The organism is Methanobrevibacter sp., assembly GCF_050872065.1.
Taxonomy (GTDB): Archaea; Methanobacteriota; Methanobacteria; order Methanobacteriales; family Methanobacteriaceae; genus Methanocatella.
This window is the reverse complement of the sequence record NZ_JBNMGD010000025.1, coordinates 1-19,950: the sequence shown is the minus strand read 5'-3', so window position 1 is coordinate 19,950 and position 19,950 is coordinate 1. Positions and strand designations below refer to the sequence as shown.

22 protein-coding genes are annotated in these 19,950 nt (G+C 30.2%); 8 read left to right on the top strand and 14 right to left on the bottom strand.

Going from position 1 to position 19,950, the window contains the following annotated elements:
* Both ACR0P1_RS04900 and ACR0P1_RS04895 read left to right on the top strand, forming a co-directional pair.
* Window positions 1–446: histidinol phosphate phosphatase domain-containing protein (locus ACR0P1_RS04900; RefSeq protein ID WP_432645301.1), on the top strand; the 446-nt coding region annotated here is incomplete at its 5' end.
* Entirely contained in the window at window positions 443–907 is a 465-nt protein-coding gene (locus ACR0P1_RS04895) for a DUF2115 family protein (protein ID WP_432645300.1), read from the top strand. The genes ACR0P1_RS04900 and ACR0P1_RS04895, both read left to right, overlap by 4 nt.
* Here ACR0P1_RS04895 and ACR0P1_RS04890 read toward each other — a convergent pair.
* The 5 genes from ACR0P1_RS04890 to metG are packed head-to-tail and all read right to left on the bottom strand — an operon-like array spanning window position 899 to window position 6,678.
* Window positions 899–1,567, bottom strand: a complete 669-nt coding sequence (locus tag ACR0P1_RS04890; RefSeq protein ID WP_432645299.1) for a 2,5-diamino-6-(ribosylamino)-4(3H)-pyrimidinone 5'-phosphate reductase — start codon at window positions 1,565–1,567, stop codon at window positions 899–901. The two genes, ACR0P1_RS04895 and ACR0P1_RS04890, sit on opposite strands and share 9 nt — an antisense overlap.
* A 9-nt stretch (window positions 1,568–1,576) precedes the next feature.
* A complete protein-coding gene (locus ACR0P1_RS04885; protein ID WP_432645298.1) occupies window positions 1,577–2,590 on the bottom strand; it encodes an MraY family glycosyltransferase in 1,014 nt (337 codons plus the stop codon).
* 36 nt (window positions 2,591–2,626) lie between these two features.
* A complete protein-coding gene (locus tag ACR0P1_RS04880) occupies window positions 2,627–3,091 on the bottom strand; it encodes a hypothetical protein (protein ID WP_432645297.1) in 465 nt (154 codons plus the stop codon).
* Window positions 3,092–3,098: 7 nt separating this feature from the next.
* On the bottom strand, window positions 3,099–4,676 hold the full coding sequence (locus ACR0P1_RS04875; protein WP_432645296.1) for a DUF530 domain-containing protein: 1,578 nt from the start codon (window positions 4,674–4,676) through the stop codon (window positions 3,099–3,101).
* Window positions 4,677–4,686: 10 nt separating this feature from the next.
* Window positions 4,687–6,678 carry a methionine--tRNA ligase gene (gene metG, locus ACR0P1_RS04870; RefSeq protein ID WP_432645295.1) on the bottom strand — a complete coding sequence of 664 codons (1,992 nt, stop codon included), beginning with the start codon at window positions 6,676–6,678 and terminating at the stop codon, window positions 4,687–4,689.
* A 203-nt stretch (window positions 6,679–6,881) separates the two neighbouring features.
* Here metG and priL point away from each other — a divergent pair, with 203 nt between their 5' ends.
* Window positions 6,882–8,207, top strand: a complete 1,326-nt coding sequence (priL, locus tag ACR0P1_RS04865) for a DNA primase large subunit PriL (RefSeq protein WP_432645294.1) — start codon at window positions 6,882–6,884, stop codon at window positions 8,205–8,207.
* Here priL and ACR0P1_RS04860 read toward each other — a convergent pair whose 3' ends face one another.
* A complete protein-coding gene (locus tag ACR0P1_RS04860; RefSeq protein WP_432645293.1) occupies window positions 8,208–8,723 on the bottom strand; it encodes a hypothetical protein in 516 nt (171 codons plus the stop codon).
* A gap of 105 nt (window positions 8,724–8,828) precedes the next feature.
* Here ACR0P1_RS04860 and priS point away from each other — a divergent pair, with 105 nt between their 5' ends.
* Window positions 8,829–9,806: a DNA primase catalytic subunit PriS gene (priS, locus tag ACR0P1_RS04855; protein ID WP_432645292.1), complete on the top strand. Its 978-nt coding sequence runs from the start codon at window positions 8,829–8,831 to the stop codon at window positions 9,804–9,806.
* Window positions 9,807–9,808: 2 nt separating this feature from the next.
* The gene (locus tag ACR0P1_RS04850) at window positions 9,809–10,066 is read left to right on the top strand and encodes a hypothetical protein (RefSeq protein ID WP_432645291.1); all 258 of its coding nucleotides are present in this window, start codon (window positions 9,809–9,811) and stop codon (window positions 10,064–10,066) included.
* Between the two features lie 15 nt (window positions 10,067–10,081).
* On the opposite strand, the gene ACR0P1_RS04845 is transcribed toward ACR0P1_RS04850, so the two are convergent.
* Entirely contained in the window at window positions 10,082–10,654 is a 573-nt protein-coding gene (locus ACR0P1_RS04845; protein WP_432645290.1) for a thymidylate kinase, read from the bottom strand.
* Window positions 10,655–10,669: 15 nt separating this feature from the next.
* The gene (gene cofH / locus ACR0P1_RS04840; protein WP_432645289.1) at window positions 10,670–11,788 is read right to left on the bottom strand and encodes a 5-amino-6-(D-ribitylamino)uracil--L-tyrosine 4-hydroxyphenyl transferase CofH; all 1,119 of its coding nucleotides are present in this window, start codon (window positions 11,786–11,788) and stop codon (window positions 10,670–10,672) included.
* 148 nt (window positions 11,789–11,936) lie between these two features.
* On the opposite strand from cofH, the gene comD reads away from it, so the two are divergent.
* The 3 genes from comD to ACR0P1_RS04825 all read left to right on the top strand — a co-directional run bounded on the left by comD (window position 11,937) and on the right by ACR0P1_RS04825 (window position 13,457).
* Complete coding sequence (gene comD, locus ACR0P1_RS04835) at window positions 11,937–12,428, top strand: sulfopyruvate decarboxylase subunit alpha (RefSeq protein WP_432645288.1); 492 nt, start codon at window positions 11,937–11,939, stop codon at window positions 12,426–12,428.
* A 4-nt stretch (window positions 12,429–12,432) separates the two neighbouring features.
* Window positions 12,433–12,969: a sulfopyruvate decarboxylase subunit beta gene (comE, locus tag ACR0P1_RS04830; RefSeq protein WP_432645287.1), complete on the top strand. Its 537-nt coding sequence runs from the start codon at window positions 12,433–12,435 to the stop codon at window positions 12,967–12,969.
* Window positions 12,970–13,196: 227 nt separating this feature from the next.
* Window positions 13,197–13,457, top strand: coding sequence for a MarR family transcriptional regulator (locus ACR0P1_RS04825; RefSeq protein ID WP_432645286.1), 261 nt, complete (start codon window positions 13,197–13,199; stop codon window positions 13,455–13,457).
* A gap of 103 nt (window positions 13,458–13,560) precedes the next feature.
* Here the strand turns inward: ACR0P1_RS04825 and hdrA are convergent, their stop codons facing one another.
* From hdrA to ACR0P1_RS04795, 6 genes are all read right to left on the bottom strand, one after another.
* Complete coding sequence (hdrA, locus tag ACR0P1_RS04820; protein WP_432645285.1) at window positions 13,561–15,870, bottom strand: ferredoxin:CoB-CoM heterodisulfide reductase subunit HdrA; 2,310 nt, start codon at window positions 15,868–15,870, stop codon at window positions 13,561–13,563.
* Entirely contained in the window at window positions 15,867–16,808 is a 942-nt protein-coding gene (gene hdrB, locus ACR0P1_RS04815; protein WP_432645284.1) for a ferredoxin:CoB-CoM heterodisulfide reductase subunit HdrB, read from the bottom strand. The genes hdrA and hdrB overlap by 4 nt, the downstream gene beginning before the upstream one ends.
* A 1-nt stretch (window position 16,809) precedes the next feature.
* Window positions 16,810–17,397, bottom strand: coding sequence for a ferredoxin:CoB-CoM heterodisulfide reductase subunit HdrC (gene hdrC, locus ACR0P1_RS04810; protein WP_432645283.1), 588 nt, complete (start codon window positions 17,395–17,397; stop codon window positions 16,810–16,812).
* A gap of 9 nt (window positions 17,398–17,406) precedes the next feature.
* Window positions 17,407–18,660 carry a methanogenesis marker 16 metalloprotein gene (locus ACR0P1_RS04805; RefSeq protein ID WP_432645282.1) on the bottom strand — a complete coding sequence of 418 codons (1,254 nt, stop codon included), beginning with the start codon at window positions 18,658–18,660 and terminating at the stop codon, window positions 17,407–17,409.
* Window positions 18,661–18,674: 14 nt separating this feature from the next.
* Complete coding sequence (gene comA, locus ACR0P1_RS04800) at window positions 18,675–19,445, bottom strand: phosphosulfolactate synthase (RefSeq protein ID WP_432645281.1); 771 nt, start codon at window positions 19,443–19,445, stop codon at window positions 18,675–18,677.
* Between the two features lie 150 nt (window positions 19,446–19,595).
* Window positions 19,596–19,883 carry a UPF0058 family protein gene (locus ACR0P1_RS04795; RefSeq protein ID WP_432645280.1) on the bottom strand — a complete coding sequence of 96 codons (288 nt, stop codon included), beginning with the start codon at window positions 19,881–19,883 and terminating at the stop codon, window positions 19,596–19,598.
* Window positions 19,884–19,950 lie beyond the last annotated feature (67 nt).

Sequence of the window (19,950 nt, the reverse complement as noted above, 5' to 3'; positions counted from 1 at the left end):
CACATGCACCAATTGAATCTATTGATGGAATAGCTGCAAGGGCAAAAGAATTAGGGGCTAAAATTGTTGTTGTTCATGGTGAAACATTAAATGAACCAGTGACACCTGGAACAAATCGTGCTGCAGTTAAATCTAAACACGTAGATATTTTAGGACATCCCGGATTAATTACTGAAGAAGAAGCAAAAATTGCTCTTAAAAACGATATTTATCTTGAAATTTCAGCGCGTAAAGGACATTGCCTTGGAAATGGACATGTTGCAAACATTGCTCGTGAAATTGGAAACAAATTGCTTATTGATACTGATACTCATGCACCTGGAGACATTATTACTTTTGAAAAATCATATGAAGTTGGATTAGGTGCAGGATTAAACCATGACGAAGTAATGAAAGCTATTGTTGATAATCCTCGTAAACTACTTAAAAGCAAAGGAATTTTATGAAAGCATCTGCACTTTTAAAAATTATACAAAAAGACATTGAAGGATATCCTATTGAATATTTGCGAAACAAGGTAACCGACCCACGCTACAAGGACCCTTTAACTAAAAAACTTGCAAAATATAACTCAAGGGTATATGATGAGATATATAGTACAGTCATAACTGATGATTTTGATATCAAGGATGATGTAATTAAAAAAATAAGAAATGGTATTACCTTCTACTTTAACAAGTATAGTGGAGGTGAAGACATACAGAAGGTATTTACTGAAAATATTTCACTATACCTAGCATTAATAGCTAAAAAACCACTTCACCCCTACAGTGAAAACAAAAAATATGAAATATACTATTCAAACGGATCATACTACTGTAAAAGCCGTGTAAAGTATATTCACGATGAAAATTCATTATGCAGATATTGTGTCTGTAAGAATGTCGGATTTATGGATTTATTTTAAAACTTTATAAACTAGAATTAAATCTTTATCTAATTTATATGAATCGGTTAATTCAAGTTTAACCGCTTCATCCATTAAATTAAAGCCTTCACCATCAAAAAATGTTTTAGACTCATAGCCTCCAACCACCATTGGTGCGACACAAATTCTTATCTCATCAATAAGTCCTGCTTTTATCATAGAAAAGTTTAAAGTGGAACCTCCTTCAAGCATTAGCTTGTCAATTCCTTCCTCATGGAGATAACTCATTAATAATTTTAAATCTACCCTTTCACTTCCAGAATAGAAAAATTTGACTCCTCTTTTTTTAAATGTTTCATATTTCTCAGATGCTATTAAATCATCTTTATATTCTCTTGCACAAGCAATGATTGTTTTAGCATCAGAATTTGTTATTCTAGCATCAATCGGTGTTCTGCATTTACTATCGACTACTACACGAATAGGATTATCATCTGGTGTAGCATCAATTTTATGAACAGTGAGTCTTGGATCATCAGCAATCACAGTTCCGATCCCCACCATGATTGCATCACATTCTTTTCTAAGCTCATGTACTCGTTCAAGATCTTTTTTACCTGAAATATTTGAACTTCCAGTTTTAGTTGCAATTTTACCATCTAATGTCATAGCTGCATTTAAAATTACATATGGTTTCATTTAATTCACCTAAATATGATATAACATTTCTTTGACTTGTAAGAAGTTCATTAATGTCTTACTTTCAAGTACTCCGGGCATTGTCAATGCTACAATAATACCTAATATACCAAATATAATTCCAATAGCCCAAATTATTTTAACAGCATCTTTTTCTGCAATCGGTTTTCTTAAAATTAATCTGATTAATGATTTAAAACCAGCATCAGGTCTTACTAACTTACCATCCTCATTTAACTGAGTTGGTTTTTGTTGCTGACGATTCATAAAACCTGCAGAATAGAATTTTAAAGCTGCATCAATAATGTTTGGCATCAATACAATGAATGCAATAAGTTTTACACGCCCAATAAATGCAACACAAACAATTGCTGCACCTATAATTAATGTACCAGTATCTCCCGGAAAGATTTTAGCAGGATACCTGTTATAGTATAAAAATGCAATTAATGCACCAAGCATACTCATAGAAATTATTGTTACATCATATTTTCCTAAAATAATACATGCTATTGTAAGTGATGCTAATGAAATAATACCCAATCCAGATTCAATTCCATTTAAACCTGCAAGCATGTTTGTTAGATTAGCTCCAATAGATAATGCAATAGGAATTGTAATTAAATATAATAATCCTACATTAGGAGGTGCAACCCAAATCAAAGGAAGACCTGCAAGGAAAAGTAAAAAGAATTTTTCCTTTGAAGATAAAGCAAGTAAATCATCTACAATACCTATTATTCCAACAAGCAATATTACTACAAGAACAACGACTAAATTAAATGTAAGAAAATCGTGCATGTATATTCCGGAAAACATTCCTATAATAAATCCAAAAAGAATACCAAATCCACCCATTTCAGCAACAACAGGTTTCCATGATTTATGGATATCCTTTCCCACAATATCTGCGGCTTCAAGTTTTTTTATAATCCTAGGCATAGTTAATCTGCTTACAAAAAAAGATAGTAATCCACAGATTATAGCTATTCCATATAACGGAATTTGTGGTAAAATCATCATAATAAATTATTTAAAATTCATTATTAAAAAAAGTAATTATTTTTTATTTAAAATATAATAAACACTCCTTAAAGGAATATTTAATTTCTGGGAAATTTCTTTTGCAGATAAACCATCCTCTTTAAGCATTCTAATTTCACTATGATTATATTTTCTTTTTCTATTGTCAAAATTAGCTTTGCTTTTTTTTAAAAGATAATAAACACGATTAAGCTTTAAATCTAATTTTTGAGCTATTTCTTTTGGATTTAACCCTTCGTTTGATAATTTCAAAACTTCAAATTCCAATCCATTAGTTTGGCTTTTTGCTCCCCAATTATATTTCTTTTTAACTTCAATGTCAAGTTGAGATAATGCATCAATATACGTACTTGAAGTCCTATTATAAACACTAGGAGAACATGTAATCACTTCCAAATTAGGATAGTTTTCCATTAAATCTACAATAATTGCAGAACTTAATGCCTTTGTCATGTGAATTGTTGTTACATTCTCGTCCATACAATCACTATTTTTTAATCATATCTAAGAATTTTTTAGATTTATCGCTTTTTGGATTTTTAATGTTATCAATATTTTTAATTTCCTTTTTAACTTTAGATTCATTAATATTGAATGCATTACTAATGCTTTCAAGTTCAATATCGGAGTTTTTATGAATTAAAGCAGCACCTAATGCAACATGATTGAATTTAATATTAGAACTCTTAATCTGCTTTTCAAATTTAAACTTATCATACAATAACAAATCCATTCCACAAACAGGAATAATTTTAATATCTGTATAAGCATTTAATGTTTCAATTACTTTTCTGTGAGTTGTTTGGAATACTTTCCTTTGTTCACGATCGAGTTCTACTCTAATATATGGAAATGGACTGATATCAATTCTACGTGAATTATTTGATGTTGTAAGGAAATATTTGAAAATATCCCAAATAATTAATGTAGATGCAATATTTCTTAAAATATTTTTATAAATATTCTCTCTTTTCTTTAAATCACGACTAAGAGATCTGTTTATATTCCCATATCTATCATAAAATCCTAAGCGTTTAAAATTCTCTTTAATTTGAGAGTCTCTCCATCTATCAACAGCTTCTAAATCATATTCCTCGATAAAGTCAGGAGTATTATTTTCATATTCGGCAATGATTTCATCATATTTATTAATCCTTTTAAAATCAGACAATTCTCTTTTTAATATTTCATCCTTAATATCCCCGATTATTTGCTCACCATATCTAACATATCCAAGAGCTAATGCAGTTCTTGCATGTTTATCATTAATAATAGCAGGTTTTGTCCTATGAAATCTTAATGCTTCTATTCTTACATTTTTACCATAGATTCTACGAACTTCCTCTTCATAGTTATTTACATATTCTGAATCCAAAGTAATGTTTTTTCTAACTAAACGATTATTTTTATCTTTAAAACGAATTACAAGAGTTATTGTTTTAACAACACCTCTACGTTCTTGTTTAAGTATATTTAAAACTTGTTTAAATGATTCACGACCAAATTCACTAAGCTGATTTCTTAAAACCATGTAATTACCAGATAATGGCAAATAAGGAATTATATCAATTCTATGAGTTGCATCTTTTTTAATTTTAAATGAAAAATTAAGAGAACCACAGTCACACTTACCTTCCATTTGTTTGTATTCACTCATAGAATATTTTTTATAACAGGAATCACATTTTACATATCCAAATTGTTCTAGGTTACCAATTGCAATTTTATGTGAATCAATAGCTGATTTTACCCTATCTAGAATGTTTTTTTTCGCATTAGCTTTCATTCTAAATATTTTATTATGTCTACTGGTTTCACCCATTTCTTCAACATCAATATCAGCTACAGACTTTGATCCATATTTATTTAAGGATGTGAAAGGTGTGGTGTAACCTTGCGCATCCATATCTTCTTTTAATTTTTGTAAAATGTTTAATCTATCATCTAGTTTGAAATAGAGATCCTTAAAATATTCGAAATCTTCGATATTCTCCAGATTAATAGGATCATTTAAGATTGTTTTTAAGTAATTCTCAGCTTTGTTTACTAGAGCAGATTCAGACATTTTAATCTATTTATTGAATTCTTTCGCCAACTTCAGCTTTTACATCAGGAGTTAATAATGCACCAGATTCACCAGTAGCAAGAATCATACCTTCAGATAATGTTCCGAACAATTTTGCTGGTTGTAAGTTTGCAACAACACAGACTTTTCTGTCAATTAATTCTTCTGGAGAGTAGAATTTTGCAAGACCGGCAACGATTTGTCTAGGTTTGTCTTCACCGATTTCAACTTGTAATTTTAATAATTTATCAGATTTTTCAATTTTTTCTGCTTCTTTGATTTGTCCAATTTTGATTACAACTTCATCAAATTGATCTATAGTAATTAAGTCACTCATATTTTCATCCTCAGTATTTTCTTTTAAATTTTCTTGTAATTTTTCTTTTTGAGCCTCTATTTCATCATCTTCAATCTTTTTAAATAGAGGTTTTGCTTTATTGATTTCATATCCTGACTGGAGGAATACAGCTGCATCTGCCCAGTTGGATAAATCATCAATATTAACTATTTTAGCTATTGCATCAGCTTTAGATGGTATGTAAGGTTTTAAAACATAAGCCAATGTTTTAGCTAATTGAATAGATAAATATAAACAGTTAGCTGCTTTTTGCTTATCTTCTTTAATAGCTTTCCATGGTTCTTGATCATTGAAATATTTGTTTCCTTTTTTAGCTAATTTAAATATTTCAATTAAACCTTCTCTAAATTCAAAGTCAGCTATAAAATCACCGACAGTTTTCGGTAACTCTTCAATGGATTTCCTGAATTCTTCATCTTCAGGAGATGGATTTGCATATTCCGGGATTTTATTATCGAAGTTTTTACGTGTGAATGTGAATGTTCTGTGTAAGAAGTTTCCAATTACATCAGCAAGTTCATCATTATTTCTTTTTTGGAAATCATCCCAAGAGAAATCTGAATCCTTATTTAACGGAGCATTAATTGTTAAATAATATCTAAGAAGATCCGGATCATATTCTTTTACAAAATCATCAATCCAAATAACCCAGTTTTTACTTGTAGACATCTTTTCTCCTTCAAGAGATAAAAATTCACCAGCATAAATCATATCAGGCAATTTACATCCTGCTGCTTTTAATAATCCTGGCCAAAAGATTGAATGATGGTATATAATATCTTTTCCAATGAAATGAACAACAAAGTCATTCCAATATTCTTCCCATTTTCTTCCAGATTGCTCTGACCATTGTGATGCTGATGAAATATAACCTAAGAATGCTTCAATCCATACGTATAATACTTTACCTTTTGCTTCATCTAATGGTACTGGAATACCCCAATCCATATCTCTTGTTAAAATCCAGTCTTTTAATCCTTCTTTTAACCAGTTGGATGCATAGTTTTTAACATTTGCAGGAAGATTTTCATTATTATCAATATAATCCTTAAGTGAGTCTTCAAATTCAGATAATTTAAATGCATATTGATAAGTGTCCTTAATGATAGGAGTAGTTCCACAAGTAATGCAATGTGGCTCGTCAAGTTCTGTTGGATCTAATGCTCTACCACATTTTTCACAGTGATCTCCACGGGCTTCTGCTCCACAAATAGGACATAATCCTTCAACATATCTATCAGGTAAAAATTTTTTACAATTTGGACAATATAATTGCTCTAAATCTTGTCTATAAATAAATCCTTTCTCATATAATTCTTTAAAGAAATTCTGAGCAATTTCATAATGTTTTTCATCAGTAGTTCTTGAAAAGTTATCCAAAGATATATTCATTGATTCTACATCACGAACAATCATGTCATGATATCTTTTAGAAATTTCAATTGGTTTTTTATTCTCATTATCTGCCTTAACGGCAATAGGTGTTCCATGCTCATCTGTAGCACAAACCATCAAAACATCATTTCCAGCCATACGATTATATCTTGCATATATATCTGCCGGCAAATATGTCGAACGGATGTGACCCAAGTGACATGGTCCATTTGCATAAGGAAGTGCACATGAAATAAATATTTTTGACATTAATATAATCCCCTTAATTAAGTTTAAACATTGAATAATTATGTTATTCATATATAATAAAATTAGCTTTTTTAAAACACATATAGAACTTAAATTCAAAAATTTTATTTAAAAGATTTCACGTTACAACTATAAATCTCATCTGCAATATTGACTTTATTAATTAGTTAGCTATTTAATATATAAACTAAAAAATTAAAAGCATGGCTGAAGTTTCTTATATTAATCCATTATCAAATGAAGGAAGAACAATCATTCGCAATTACGGTGATTTAAATCAGATTTTTGATGAAGATGAAACATTAATTGAAATTTGTACTCGTACAACCAATCAAAAACTTTCAGATGATTATATCCCTAAATCTTACCATGACTTAGCACTTAAACGTGTACAATGGGCAATTGAAAAAAAGAACAATAAAAACTTCACACAATATGAATTTGAATTTCTAACAAATGAAGAATTATTCGCACAGGATGTAGTCACTTTCCATATTTTATGTCAAGCAATAGCTATTCAATTCAACATAGGATCTCGTGAAACCAGATTATTTGTCGAATCACAGGGATTACTTATTTTAGAACGTCTCTCTAAGATACCACCAATGTCCAGAGCAGAAATAATTGATGAAGTGCTTGATGAGGTTAAAATTGATAATAGCATAAAATGGAAATCACTTAAAGATATTATTGCAACTAAAAAGCTCAAGTTAACCGATTTACTAATTGATGATGGAGACATTATCCTACAAGAAGATGATTTCTTAAACAGATTTGCCGATAGGTTCCATGACAGAAGTCCGGATAGAATGTATGGCATATTAATTGGAGACAGTGTTAAAGAGCAAATATTATCAAGATTAATTATGCAAAAAACCGAAGAATACATTAAACGAATTAAGGAAATGTCAGCTAGAATTGAAATTCACCCAGCAATTATAAAAATTGGTGAAGAACTAAAAGAATTTATTCCTAATGAAATTAGTAAATATAATCAATATTATGCAGGTAGTGGAGGAATTTACGGTAGTGTTCAAGCTGGAAAATTAAATCCAGATGCATTTCCACCATGTATCCAAGAAACAGTTAATGGAGTGTCTTCAGGTGGACGTAACGATGCTATTGTATTATTATTAACTTCCTTTGCATCCTATGCTAGATTATATCCAAGAATATTCGCATCAGATGAAACCGTTAAAGTTTCAGATATGGATCCTGACTTAACAATTACTGAAAATGAGATTTTACCGTTAATTTTTGATGCTGCAGATAACTGTACACCACCATTATTCGAAGATCAACCACAAGAAAAAATAAATATCATTTCAAAATTAGGATTTGGAATGCATGATAAAGTAGATATTAACCATGAAGGTGAAACCAAATGGTACACTCCAATGAGCTGTGAGAAAATAAAAATACATTTACCTAATCTATGCCACCCAGAAAAGTCCTGTAAAGGAATAAACAATCCATTATCATGTTATGGTCGTAAAAAATTCCAACTTGATAATGCTAAAAAAGAATAATTATAAGCTATTTTGTGAAAACTTGAAAGGATTATGGTCTTCATAAATCGCATCATAATACTTATTCAAAATACTGGATTCCCACATATTATAATTAGACCTTTCTTTTTTTTCAAAATTATAAGCTAAAAGTCCAATTTTACGTTCCATCTCATCAATACCCTTTAGCTCACAAAATTCAGTAATAATATCTGGAATATATTCACTAGGCTCACTGCTACTGAACTCCAAAAATTCATCATATTCCAAAGCAGAGAAAAATTCCTCTTCATCAATGGAATCATCATATGCGTCTATTTTAAATAAATCAATATAGATATTGCTTGGAAGTGGAAGATCATTTAATTCAACTCCAACTCCATAAATTTCACCTGTTTCTAAGTTTAATCTAGTATAACCAGTTCTCATACCAGTTTGCCAATTTTCATAAGCTGGTTTAACAATATCCTCTGGTGAAAGACCAGACAATATGACTTTCAAATGTTCAACTCCGATTACTTCGATTACATCTTCCATAAACTTATTTTTAATTATCCTAATTAATAAAAGTGTGCAAAATCATTACTTTGCACATGCACACTTACCTAATAAATAAATACTTTAAAAAAGTAATTTATAAACATGTTCTCTAAAGCTACACTGAAAGAGAGAAGACAATATTATCGTGAAGAATGGTCACTGAAAGACTTACCAAAATTCATAGCTACCGATTTAAAAAAGAGAGAATTTGGTTTTGACCATAATGGAAGAGGACCAAATGACCGGTACAAAATATTCAAAGGACCAGAATCATTAGGTAAATTCTTAAAATTCAAATCTCCTTTTGCAGCATATATCTCAGTAGCATTCTATAATAATCCAAAAAGAAGAGAAGATTGGCTAAAAGCAGAGTACATTTTTGATGTAGATGCTAAAGATATACCAATTAGAACCTGCCAATGCGATGGTGTATGTGAAGTTTGTCTAGGTGAAGCTTTAGAAATTGTTAACTCATTAATTGACACATTACATTCCGATTTAGGTTTGAAAAATATACATTTAATCTATTCAGGAAGAGGATATCACATTAGAATCTTAGATGAAGAAATGATGATTGCTAATAGTGAACTCCGGTCTGAAGTTTTAAAATATGCTGCAGGAGCAGAAGTTCCAAAATCCCAATTTGTTAATCCTGAAATTTCAAATAAAAGTTTTAACTTTGAGCATTTCACAATCCCAATTGGATATTCTAAAGTTTTTACTGATAGAGTGAAATTTAATATCCAACATTTAATTGGTAATGAAAAAATTGATGGAATTAATTCAAAGTTAATGAAAGACATTATGGCATCAAGACACCATTTGGATAATGATAATTGGGGTTATTTTAAAAGAGATATCGGCCCTAGAAGATATAAAAATCTTGTTGAAGCTATGGCTCGTGTTAATTTATCAACTATTGATGCAAAAGTTTCAATCGATTTAAAAAGAATTTTAAGACTTCCTTCATCACTTCACGCAAAAGTAAGTATGAAATGTGTTGAAGTGAAAAATAGGGAAACTTTTGATCCTTTAGATAAAGCGGTTCCTAAATTTGTTTATGAAAGAAAGGGTGTTTAATCATGGATAAAGTTTTAAGAGATATATTAAGAAAAAATCAGTATTTTGAAGAAATAAACCCAGACAGATATGTTCCTGAATTCTTAGGATTAATTGTTAATGGTGTTGTAGTATATCACGTTAACTGGATTGATATAATTGAAAATGAAATAGTTTTCGTGCATAAAGATATTCAAACCCATCCAACTATTTCACTTGTTTTAGAAAACCTTAATTCTTTAATGATTATAACAAATGATGGAATAAAAGAAGTTTTATAAAAAAAGTTAATTATTTTAGTCTGTTTCAAGACATTTCATTTTTATTTTTTCAGAAATTACCTCTGGCGAATCATCGCCTGGGATAACATTCCAATTATATGTAAATTTTTTTGATTTTAAACGATTTTCTCTTAGAGACTCGATGTTTTCAAACATTTCCCTATCTTCATTACGAAAACTTATTCTCCTAAGGGCTTCTTCAGGACTTACATCTATAAAGAACATGCAATCAGATGTTGGAAGAATAAATGCTACAATTTTATAAATAATGGTATTTATTCCATCTGGAAGATACATCACCGATAAAATATACCTGGAAAATATTAACACATCAACATTATCATCATGTGTGTATTTTACAACAGACCTAATTGCATCAAGTCCAAAATAAATAGTTGCAAGCAAATGGTTAAGTTTACCTGATTTTAAAAGTGCTTCTTTTGATTTTCTACCATATTTATTGTCAGAACATGGATGAGACCGAACAGTGACATTGCGACCTTGCTTTTCATACATTTCAGCAATTAATTTCACTTGTGTATCTTTACCTGCTCCGTCTAAACCATCAATGACAATAAATTTCTTCATTAAAACACCAAAAATTTATTGGATAGGATAAAATTCAGTGTATTTAGAATTTCTTTCTATTGGATTTCTACCTAAATCTTTAACCATCCTATCTAAAGTATCAATAGATGCTTCAACTCCATCAGGTGCACCAGAAGCTGCAGATAGTTCATCTCCACCTAATGTACCACCTAAATCATTAGTTCCTGCAGTTAAAGCCACTTGAGCAAATCTAAAACCCATTTTTACCCAAGATACTTGTATGTTAGGAATTAAATCTCTAAGCATTAATCTTGAAACAGCGTATAATTTTAAATCCTGTGTTCCACTAGCTCCAAGGTTTGACTGACCTTCTAAAAATATTGGTGAATACTCATGCATGAATGTCATTGGTATAAATTCAGTAAATCCATGAGTTTCTTCTTGTAATTTTCTAATAATATCAATATGTTCTACTCTTTCTTCTATAGTTTCTACATGCCCATACATAATAGTTGCAGAACCTGGAATCCCAACTTCATGAGCTGTTCTGACAATATCTATCCATTCAGAAACACTTACCTTTTCAGGACAAATTATTTCTCTTGAACGGTCTGTTAATATTTCAGCAGCGGTTCCAGGCAATGTGTCAAGACCTGCATCTTTTAATCTTTCACATCCCTCAGCAATACTAATTCCTGACACAGTACATGCATCAGCAATCATAGTAGGTGAAAATCCATGAATCATTACATTTGGATATTCATCTTTTAATAAATGCATTAAATGTTCATAGTACTCAATATCAGCATCAGGAAGTACTCCACCCATAACACAAAATTCATGAGCACCTTTTTCAACAGCACCCTGAGCTTTTTTAAGGATAGCTTCATCATCTAAAATATAAGCATCCGGATCATCAGCATCTTTTCCAAATGCACAAAATCCGCATCTGACAGTACAAATATTTGTAAAGTTAATATTACAATTATTAATGAAAGTAACATTGTTTCCAACGATTTTTTCTCTTAAATAATCAGCAGTTGCAATCAAAGGGTATAAATCAGACCCATTAACATTCATCAAGTAATTAGCTTCTTCAACAGTGATTTGTTCATCCAGAGATTTTGTTAAAATCCTTTCTGTTTTAGGAGAAATTGGTAGTTTATCAAACATGAATATATATTAGCTTTAAATTAAATAAAAAGTTTACTATACTAACCCAATTAAACTTAATTCATTATAAATTAATTGAATACCCAATTAAATAGCTATTTATAATAATTATGACAAATATGTTATAAAATGAAATTTAAGTGGTATAATGGATAGTAGTGAAGCTATATTTGACGGACTTAAAGATGCAGGAATTAACTTTATTGTTAGTGTTCCATGTGTCAACCTATCAAAATTATTAAATATGATTGATGAAGACCCAGATATTACTCACATTCCAGTTACTCGTGAAGAAGAAGGAATTGGAATATGTGCTGGAGCATATATGGGTGGTAAAAAAACAGCAATTCTAATGCAAAATTCCGGACTTGGAAATTCTATTAATGCATTAAAATCACTAACAGAATTATATGAATTCCCATTGCTTATGATAATAAGTCACAGAGGAACCGAAGGAGAAAATATTTGTGGACAAGTTCCAATGGGAGAATCAACACCATTAATTTTAAAGGCAATGAATTATAATTTCTTCAATCCAGGAACACCTGAAGGAGCATATGAAGATATAAAAGAATCTTGGGAATTGTCAGTTGAAGAAGGAAAACCTGTAAGCATATTACTTGAAATTAAATATTGGTGATAATATGGCAAGAAGAGAAGCTATTGAAAATATAATGAAAGATATTGATGATGAATTAATTGTTTGCAATATCGGATTCCCCTCCAGAGAATTATATGACATTAAAGATAGAAAAGAGAACTTTTACATGATTGGATCAATGGGATTAGCATCATCAATTGGACTTGGTCTTGCATTAGCACAACCCAATAAGGATATTGTTATAATTGATGGAGATGGAGCTCTTTTAATGAATATGGGCTCACTTGTAACTATATTTGCGAATAATCCTAAAAACTTAACTTGGATTGTAATAGATAATGGAGCATATGGATCTACTGGCAATCAGGATACTTACGCTCAAAAGCTTGATTTAGTGGATATTGCAAAAGGAGTTGGATTTAAAAACAGTTATGATTACAATGATATTAACTTAAAGGAAATCATTGAAAGTGATGAGTTAAGTTTTATTGTATACCACACAGAACCTGGAAACTCACAAGCACCAATAATTGATTTAAACCCATTAGAAATTAAAAATAGATTTATGGATGTTATTTAATGAGAATTTTTCCAATTAAATAACATGCCTAATGAAAATTAAACCTCAAACCATCCCATTATAATATGATTTAAACATGATAAAATCAACAACATAACTAAAAAATACTATTTTATAAAAAATATTAAAATAATGTTTAATAATTATACTAAAATTATTATCAAATAAATATAAATGAATATAAATAATATATAAAAATAAAATATTAAAATTAAAAAAGTATATGCATGAATGAAACAGAAATTTATAAGCTTCTTGGCCATGTTAAGATATCATTTTATCGAACTGAAACATTAAAAACAATAACAAACGATTTAAAAATGCCATCACAAATTGCTAAGGAACTAAATGTAAGTATTAGTCAAGTTTCATCTGCCCTTTCTGATTTAAAAAAGAAAGATTTGGTTGTCTGTGTTAATGAAGAAGTAAGAAAAGGAAGATTATATAAATGCACAGATTTAGGAAAAGAAGTTGCTAACCTATTATAATTTTACTCTAATTTTAAAAATAAAACATATTTTATCTACAAAATAGTCATTTTCTATTAATTAATTTTAATAAAATTTAAAAAAGTGAGGATAAAACCCCACATTATAATTCAGCCTCATTTAATTCTTCAATTTTCTTATCAAAATCAATGAATTTACGAGCTAATCCTGAGAAGTATGGAATATAAACCTTCGAAAAAGTTACTCTTTCTGGATTTTCACCCAACTCAGAGATTCTATCTTTAACCCTTTGAATTTTACTCTCTACTTCATCATACATTAAATCTCCAGGGAATTCACCAATAAAGACTCCATCAGCACCATTTTCAAGTGCATATTGAATATGTTTAGGTCTTACACGATTAACTGAAATTACTCTAATTATATGAATTGATTCAGGATAAGACAACCTATTTACACCAATATTATCTGCAGCAGTATAACCAATATTATCTAAAAATACTAATATTACACGTTGACCTTCTTGCTTTTTGGATAATACTCCTTTAATTGTAGACATGATTTTCTCATCAATATTACCATTGACTGTAATAGCTCTTTGATTACATTCAACAAGGCATTTACCACAACCATTACAACTCATTGGATCTATACAAATCTCATCATCTTGTATACTCATGGATTTATATTTACATCTCTTTATACAGTTACCACAGACTATACATTTTTCAGTGTCAATTTCTGCAATAAATGGCTCAATTTCCACACCACCATAATTATATTCATTTACTTTTGATGCTGCAGCAGTTGCTTGCATAATTGAATCAGTTATATCCTTTGGATCTTGTGCAGTTCCACATACAAATATTCCTTGAACATCAGTTGCCACTGGTTTGATTTTAGGGTGGGATTCCTTAATAAATCCATCTTCAGTAGTACCTACATTTAAAATCTCAGCAATTTCCATTGTACCCTCAGAAGGCTCCATTGCAGTTGATAAAACTACCATATCTGCTTCAATTTCTATAAATTCTCCTTTGATTGTATCTTCAGTTCTTACAATGAATGTATCTCCCTTTTTAACTACTTCACCAGGACGTCCTCTAATGAAACGGACTTCATTTTCTTGAGTATGTTTATAATATTTTTCAAACATTCCAGGAGTCCTAATATCAGTATAACAAATTACAACATCAGTATCAGGATATTTATGTTTAATAATATTAGCATTCTTCAAAGCTATTGTACAACAGACTTTAGAACAATATCTATGCCCATCAGGTTTTTCATCTCTTGAGCCAACACATTGAATCATAACAACACGCTTTGGAACTTCACCGTTGGATTTTAAGAGTTTACCTTTAGTAGGTCCATTAACTCCAGTAATACGACCTAATTCTGATTGTGTTATTACATCATCATAACGAGTATATCCATATTCAGGTCTTTTTTCCATGTCAAATAACTTATGACCAGTTGCTATAATAACTGAACCTACCTGAAGTGGAATTCTTTCAGGCTTTCCTTTAAGTTTAATAGCTTTCATATTACACTTTCTAAAACAATCACCACATTTAGTACAATTATCCATGTCAATTACATATGCTTCAGGATATGATTGTCCAAATGGTCTATAAATTGCTTTTCTTAAAGATAAATTATCATTCCAATCATTTGGAACTTCAACTTCACACACTTCAGCACAGTTACCACAAGCAATACATTTTTCAGTATCAACATACCTAGGAGATTTTTCTAAGATTAAATTATAAGTTCCAGAACGTCTTTCAGCTTCAATAACCTTAGTATTTGTTAATACTTCAATATTTTCATTCCAAACAAGTTCATTTAAAATTGGATTTAAAAGACACATTCCACATTCTTCTGCAATTTTAACAGGAGAAAATACTTTACCTATTTTAGCCATGTGTCCTCCAATTGAAGGAGATTGTTCTATTAAAGTGACTTTTGTCCCCTGTTTAGCAAGAGATAATGCTGCATTCATTCCAGCAATTCCACCACCAATAACTGCAACTTCATCAGGAGTTTGACAATAAATTGGATCTACTGCATCAGATTGTTTAACTTTCTCAATAGAAGCATTAATTAATGCAATAGCTTTATTAGTAGCATTTTCATTATCTGAATGAACCCAAGAACATTGTTCCCTTATATTCGCCATATCCATCAAATAAGGGTTTAATGGTTTGATATAATCCTGAAAAGTTTTTTCATGACTTATTGGTGAACATGCTGCAACTACAACACGATCAAGACCATGGTCAAATATTGCATCACGAATTATTTTACGTCCATTAAGTGAACATAAATTTTCAAATTGTCCTATGAATTCTACATCCAATTCTTCCCTTACTTTATCTAAGTCAATAGTATCCGCAATATTTCCTCCACATTCACATAAAAATACGCCAACTTTCAAATCATCCCTCATTTTTCAACCTCCTTTAACTCCTTAATTACAGAATCTATAGGTACAGTATGGGCTTTAACACCAATTACCTTATCAAAATCTCCCCCCATAGCCAACGCAATAAATTGAGCTATATTCAGGTGTATCGCTTTGAATTTTCTACCTTCACGCTCTCCAATTAAATGTTGATACCTATCAAATTGAATATGGCAATTTGGACATAAATGAACTAAAATATCAACATTTTCATCATCTATGGAATCCATTTTATCTGCTGTTGCTGTAAATGATAAATCCGGATTGGAATATCTTTGCCTGAATCCTGTTCCACATGTTGCACGTTTGTAATCATACCAACCTATAGTCTTACAGCCACATGCTTCAACCAATTCATCAAGAATATTAGGATCTCTTACACCACCAATGGTATCTTCATAGTGTACCTTGCAGTAATGACATCCGTGATGTGTTGCTATTTTATACTCACTTAAATCATATTTGATATTGTCACTAATCTCATCTTTTTTACCATATAAAATATCTACAACATGAAAAATATTTTCTGTTGGTTTTAAATCATCTTTTTCGTATTTTAAGTGAGATAATCCATTATCATCAAATAATTTGTTAATATGATTTCTTAAATCATCTTTTTTGTTAAGTAACTTTACTGATTTTTTATTAATAGCATAACATGTCGCACACATCATAACTAAGTTTTTACGACCTAAATCACTAGCTATTTTAAAATTACGTGCTCCTATAGCTGTTGTATCGATTTGATCAAATACATCAGAATAATGTCCAAGTCCAGTACAACAGGTTTGTTTTTCTGAAATTACATAGTCAATTCCTAATTTATCAAAAACAAATTTTGTTGATGCTTCAATACCTGGATATTCAACACTAACAAGACAACTTCTAAATAAAAGAATATTCTTATCCGGTATGGCTTTCATTTTACTCCTCCTGTGTTGATCTTATTGTTTCAATTTTGTTTTTAAAACCAGTAATGGTTAAAATTTTACTTACTTCATCAATTACCTCTTTTGAAGGCATTAAAGGAGGATCTAACTCTAATTCCTCTCTAATTTCATCTAGATGTAATCTGAAGTCCCACCATCCAGGGACGTCACGGTCAATATCCTTGAAAAATATTTCAGGAATCGCTCCAATAGCTGCAGTGAAGTAAGAGTCTGCAAAGCCCATATATTCATAAACCTTATCAAAGCCAACTCCATTTTTGATTGCAAATTGCTTTAGAATCTGATTTACTTCACATACACTATTTCCAACAGGACATACACTATGACAAGTATAACAATAAAAACAATTCCAGATACAATCATCCTCAATAATAGATACATCACCTTCTAATACTCTTTCAATAATATCACGAGGATTATAATCAGAATGCATTGCTGCAGGACATGTTGAAGTACACATACCACATTGAACACATTTTAAAACACCATCTTCTTTAGAGTTTTTTACATCCTCAATGATTTTATCTGCAAAGTCAGTAGGTGAATCTGTAATTTTTTGCATTTAGAACACCTATAATTTAAATTCTTGATTTATAATCATTTTCTTTAATTTTAAGGATAATTTATTTCCCCTTAACCTATCTGATTGTCTGCAGATAATAGGAATATTCACATTCTTATCATTAATTGTTAAATCAACACTACCTACATCCATATCAAATGCATCATGGCGACAATAATTAACACACATTCCACATCCAAAACAATAAGTGAGATTTAATCTTTCATCTGCAAATGCATTAGTTGGACAAATTTCCTCTACAATACATGAATCACATTTAGAACAGCTAGACCTATTAAATTGAGGTCTTAAACCATATTCTCCCCATAATTCAGCATAATTAGTTTCAGTTAGTGGTAGATGACGTCCTTTAATATCAGATACTGGAATATTAACTTTATCATCGGTTATGAGTAAATTATTATAAATTTCTTCATTCAATACAGGTATTGGAATAGCTACTGTATCATAAACCTCTCCACCTTGACCTGTTTTAAAACCTCCAATATAATATGGATCCATTTTTGTTAAATCAGCAGACAACATCAGGTTTGGTTTTTCAACACTTGATCTTGTTCCATTACCCAATATATAACCTTGAGTTCCATTTAGAAGAATTTTAGTTCCTTCTGTTATGACATTTTGAGTAACATCATTTTGAAGTGGGTTTAAATCACCGCATCCGGAGAATGTTAATCCACTTAATTTTCCTTCAAGAGGTGCTGCTGCAAAGATTGAGGATATAGCTTCATTGTTTGGATTTGTAAAAGCAGTGTAATTTTTAAATGCCATTCTACTACCAATTATCTGTGCTCTTATAATATCATCTTTAGTTATTGTATTCTTGATAGTTTTACCATCAGCACTTTCAACTCTTACATCAATTTCTTTTCCTTCAAGGATATCTTTAAGTAAGAATCCTCCACCATAATTTTCATCATAAATAGAATGTGCAGTTCCGTGAAGAATTACATCAACAGATCCCAACCATTCATTTGGACAAGGCCCTGCATATGCTGGAACTCCATTTAAATAAACTTCATTTGCTCTTATGAATTCACCTGGTTCAGACACTATAAAATTCAAAATAGCTGCTGTACCGCTCATCACACCACATGTTCCGCAGGTAACAACATCAACTTCATCAAAACTTGGTGTTTCATCGTTTTTTATGAGTTTTTTAAATTCTTCTGCAGTGTAAATATTAGCTTCTCCATTGGTGATTTTTTCATTAATTTCACCAATTGTTCTATTAGTAGTCAATTAATACACCTTTTTTAGAATTTTGCGAAGGTATCTCCTCTTAAACCTCTTCTTAAAGTTTCAAGAGATGTGATTTCATCACTGGAAATATTTCCCAAATTAACTGTATTTCCGAGTTTTAGAATGAAAAATACTTGTTGATTTTTATTCGGTGCTTCCCAAAGGATTTTATCTTTATTTATCTTGTTTAAAATCATATCAATTTCATTTTCTTTAGCATTTCCTTCACTGTCAAAAATTCCAATATTTTTCCCACCTTCACGGGCTTCCACTATTACTAATGATGAACCAGCATCGAGTTCCTCACTCATATAAGAAATTCTTTCATCAACAGATAAATCTTTATCCAATACGGGATTTTTTTTACCAACTTCAGATAATACTTCAAAACCAGCTTCTTTTGTCTTTTCAATGCATTCTAATTTATCTTCATGTGACATCATTATTGATCCATCAGACACTTCAATAGCTGGAAAACCTAAATTATGTGCTTCATCAAACAGTTCTTCAAGTTTATTTTTAGTATAAGCAAGTTCAAAAAGAGTTCCCCCAGTATATGGAGTGATTTTATGAGATTTATACATTTCAATTTTAGATTTAATAATGTCTTGTTCATGAACAATAGATGTTCCCCATCCAAATTTTAAATAATCTACATATTCACCTGAAATGTCCATCAAACTACTTGCAGTTTCAAGACCTAATCCTTTATCTAAAACCATTGTTAAACCGCAAGTTCTGGGTTTTTCTTCTCTTTTTATTGATAAAAATTCAAAAGATTTCAAAAATATCAACTCTAATACGTTTAATTGTTAAATAACTAGTAATATAACAGCAGTTATATTTTTTATGTATTTATAATAATTATATGTTTATAAAGATTATTAATATATTTTGCTTTTAAAAAAAAATAAGAAATAGAAAAAATAAAAAAATTATTTTGCACTGAGTTCTGCCTGAGATCTAGTTACTAAATCTGCAAAGGAATTACGGACATTTTCTGGAATAGAATTATCGTCTTTATCTGCAACAACTTGCGCAATAATTTTACAAAGAACAAAAATAGCATGTTTATGTTCTGCTTTTGTTTTATGAATATGATGAGGACTTATTTTTAGGGATATATATTCACTGCAATCATTTGTAATTTGGTCATCTTCGGCTAAATATTTTAAAACATATACTAAAAATTGGTGTAATTGTATCATTTCATCTTTATACATTAAATCTCCTCATAATATAACTACATTCTAGTTAGTTAAATTACTGCTATTATATTATACATTATAT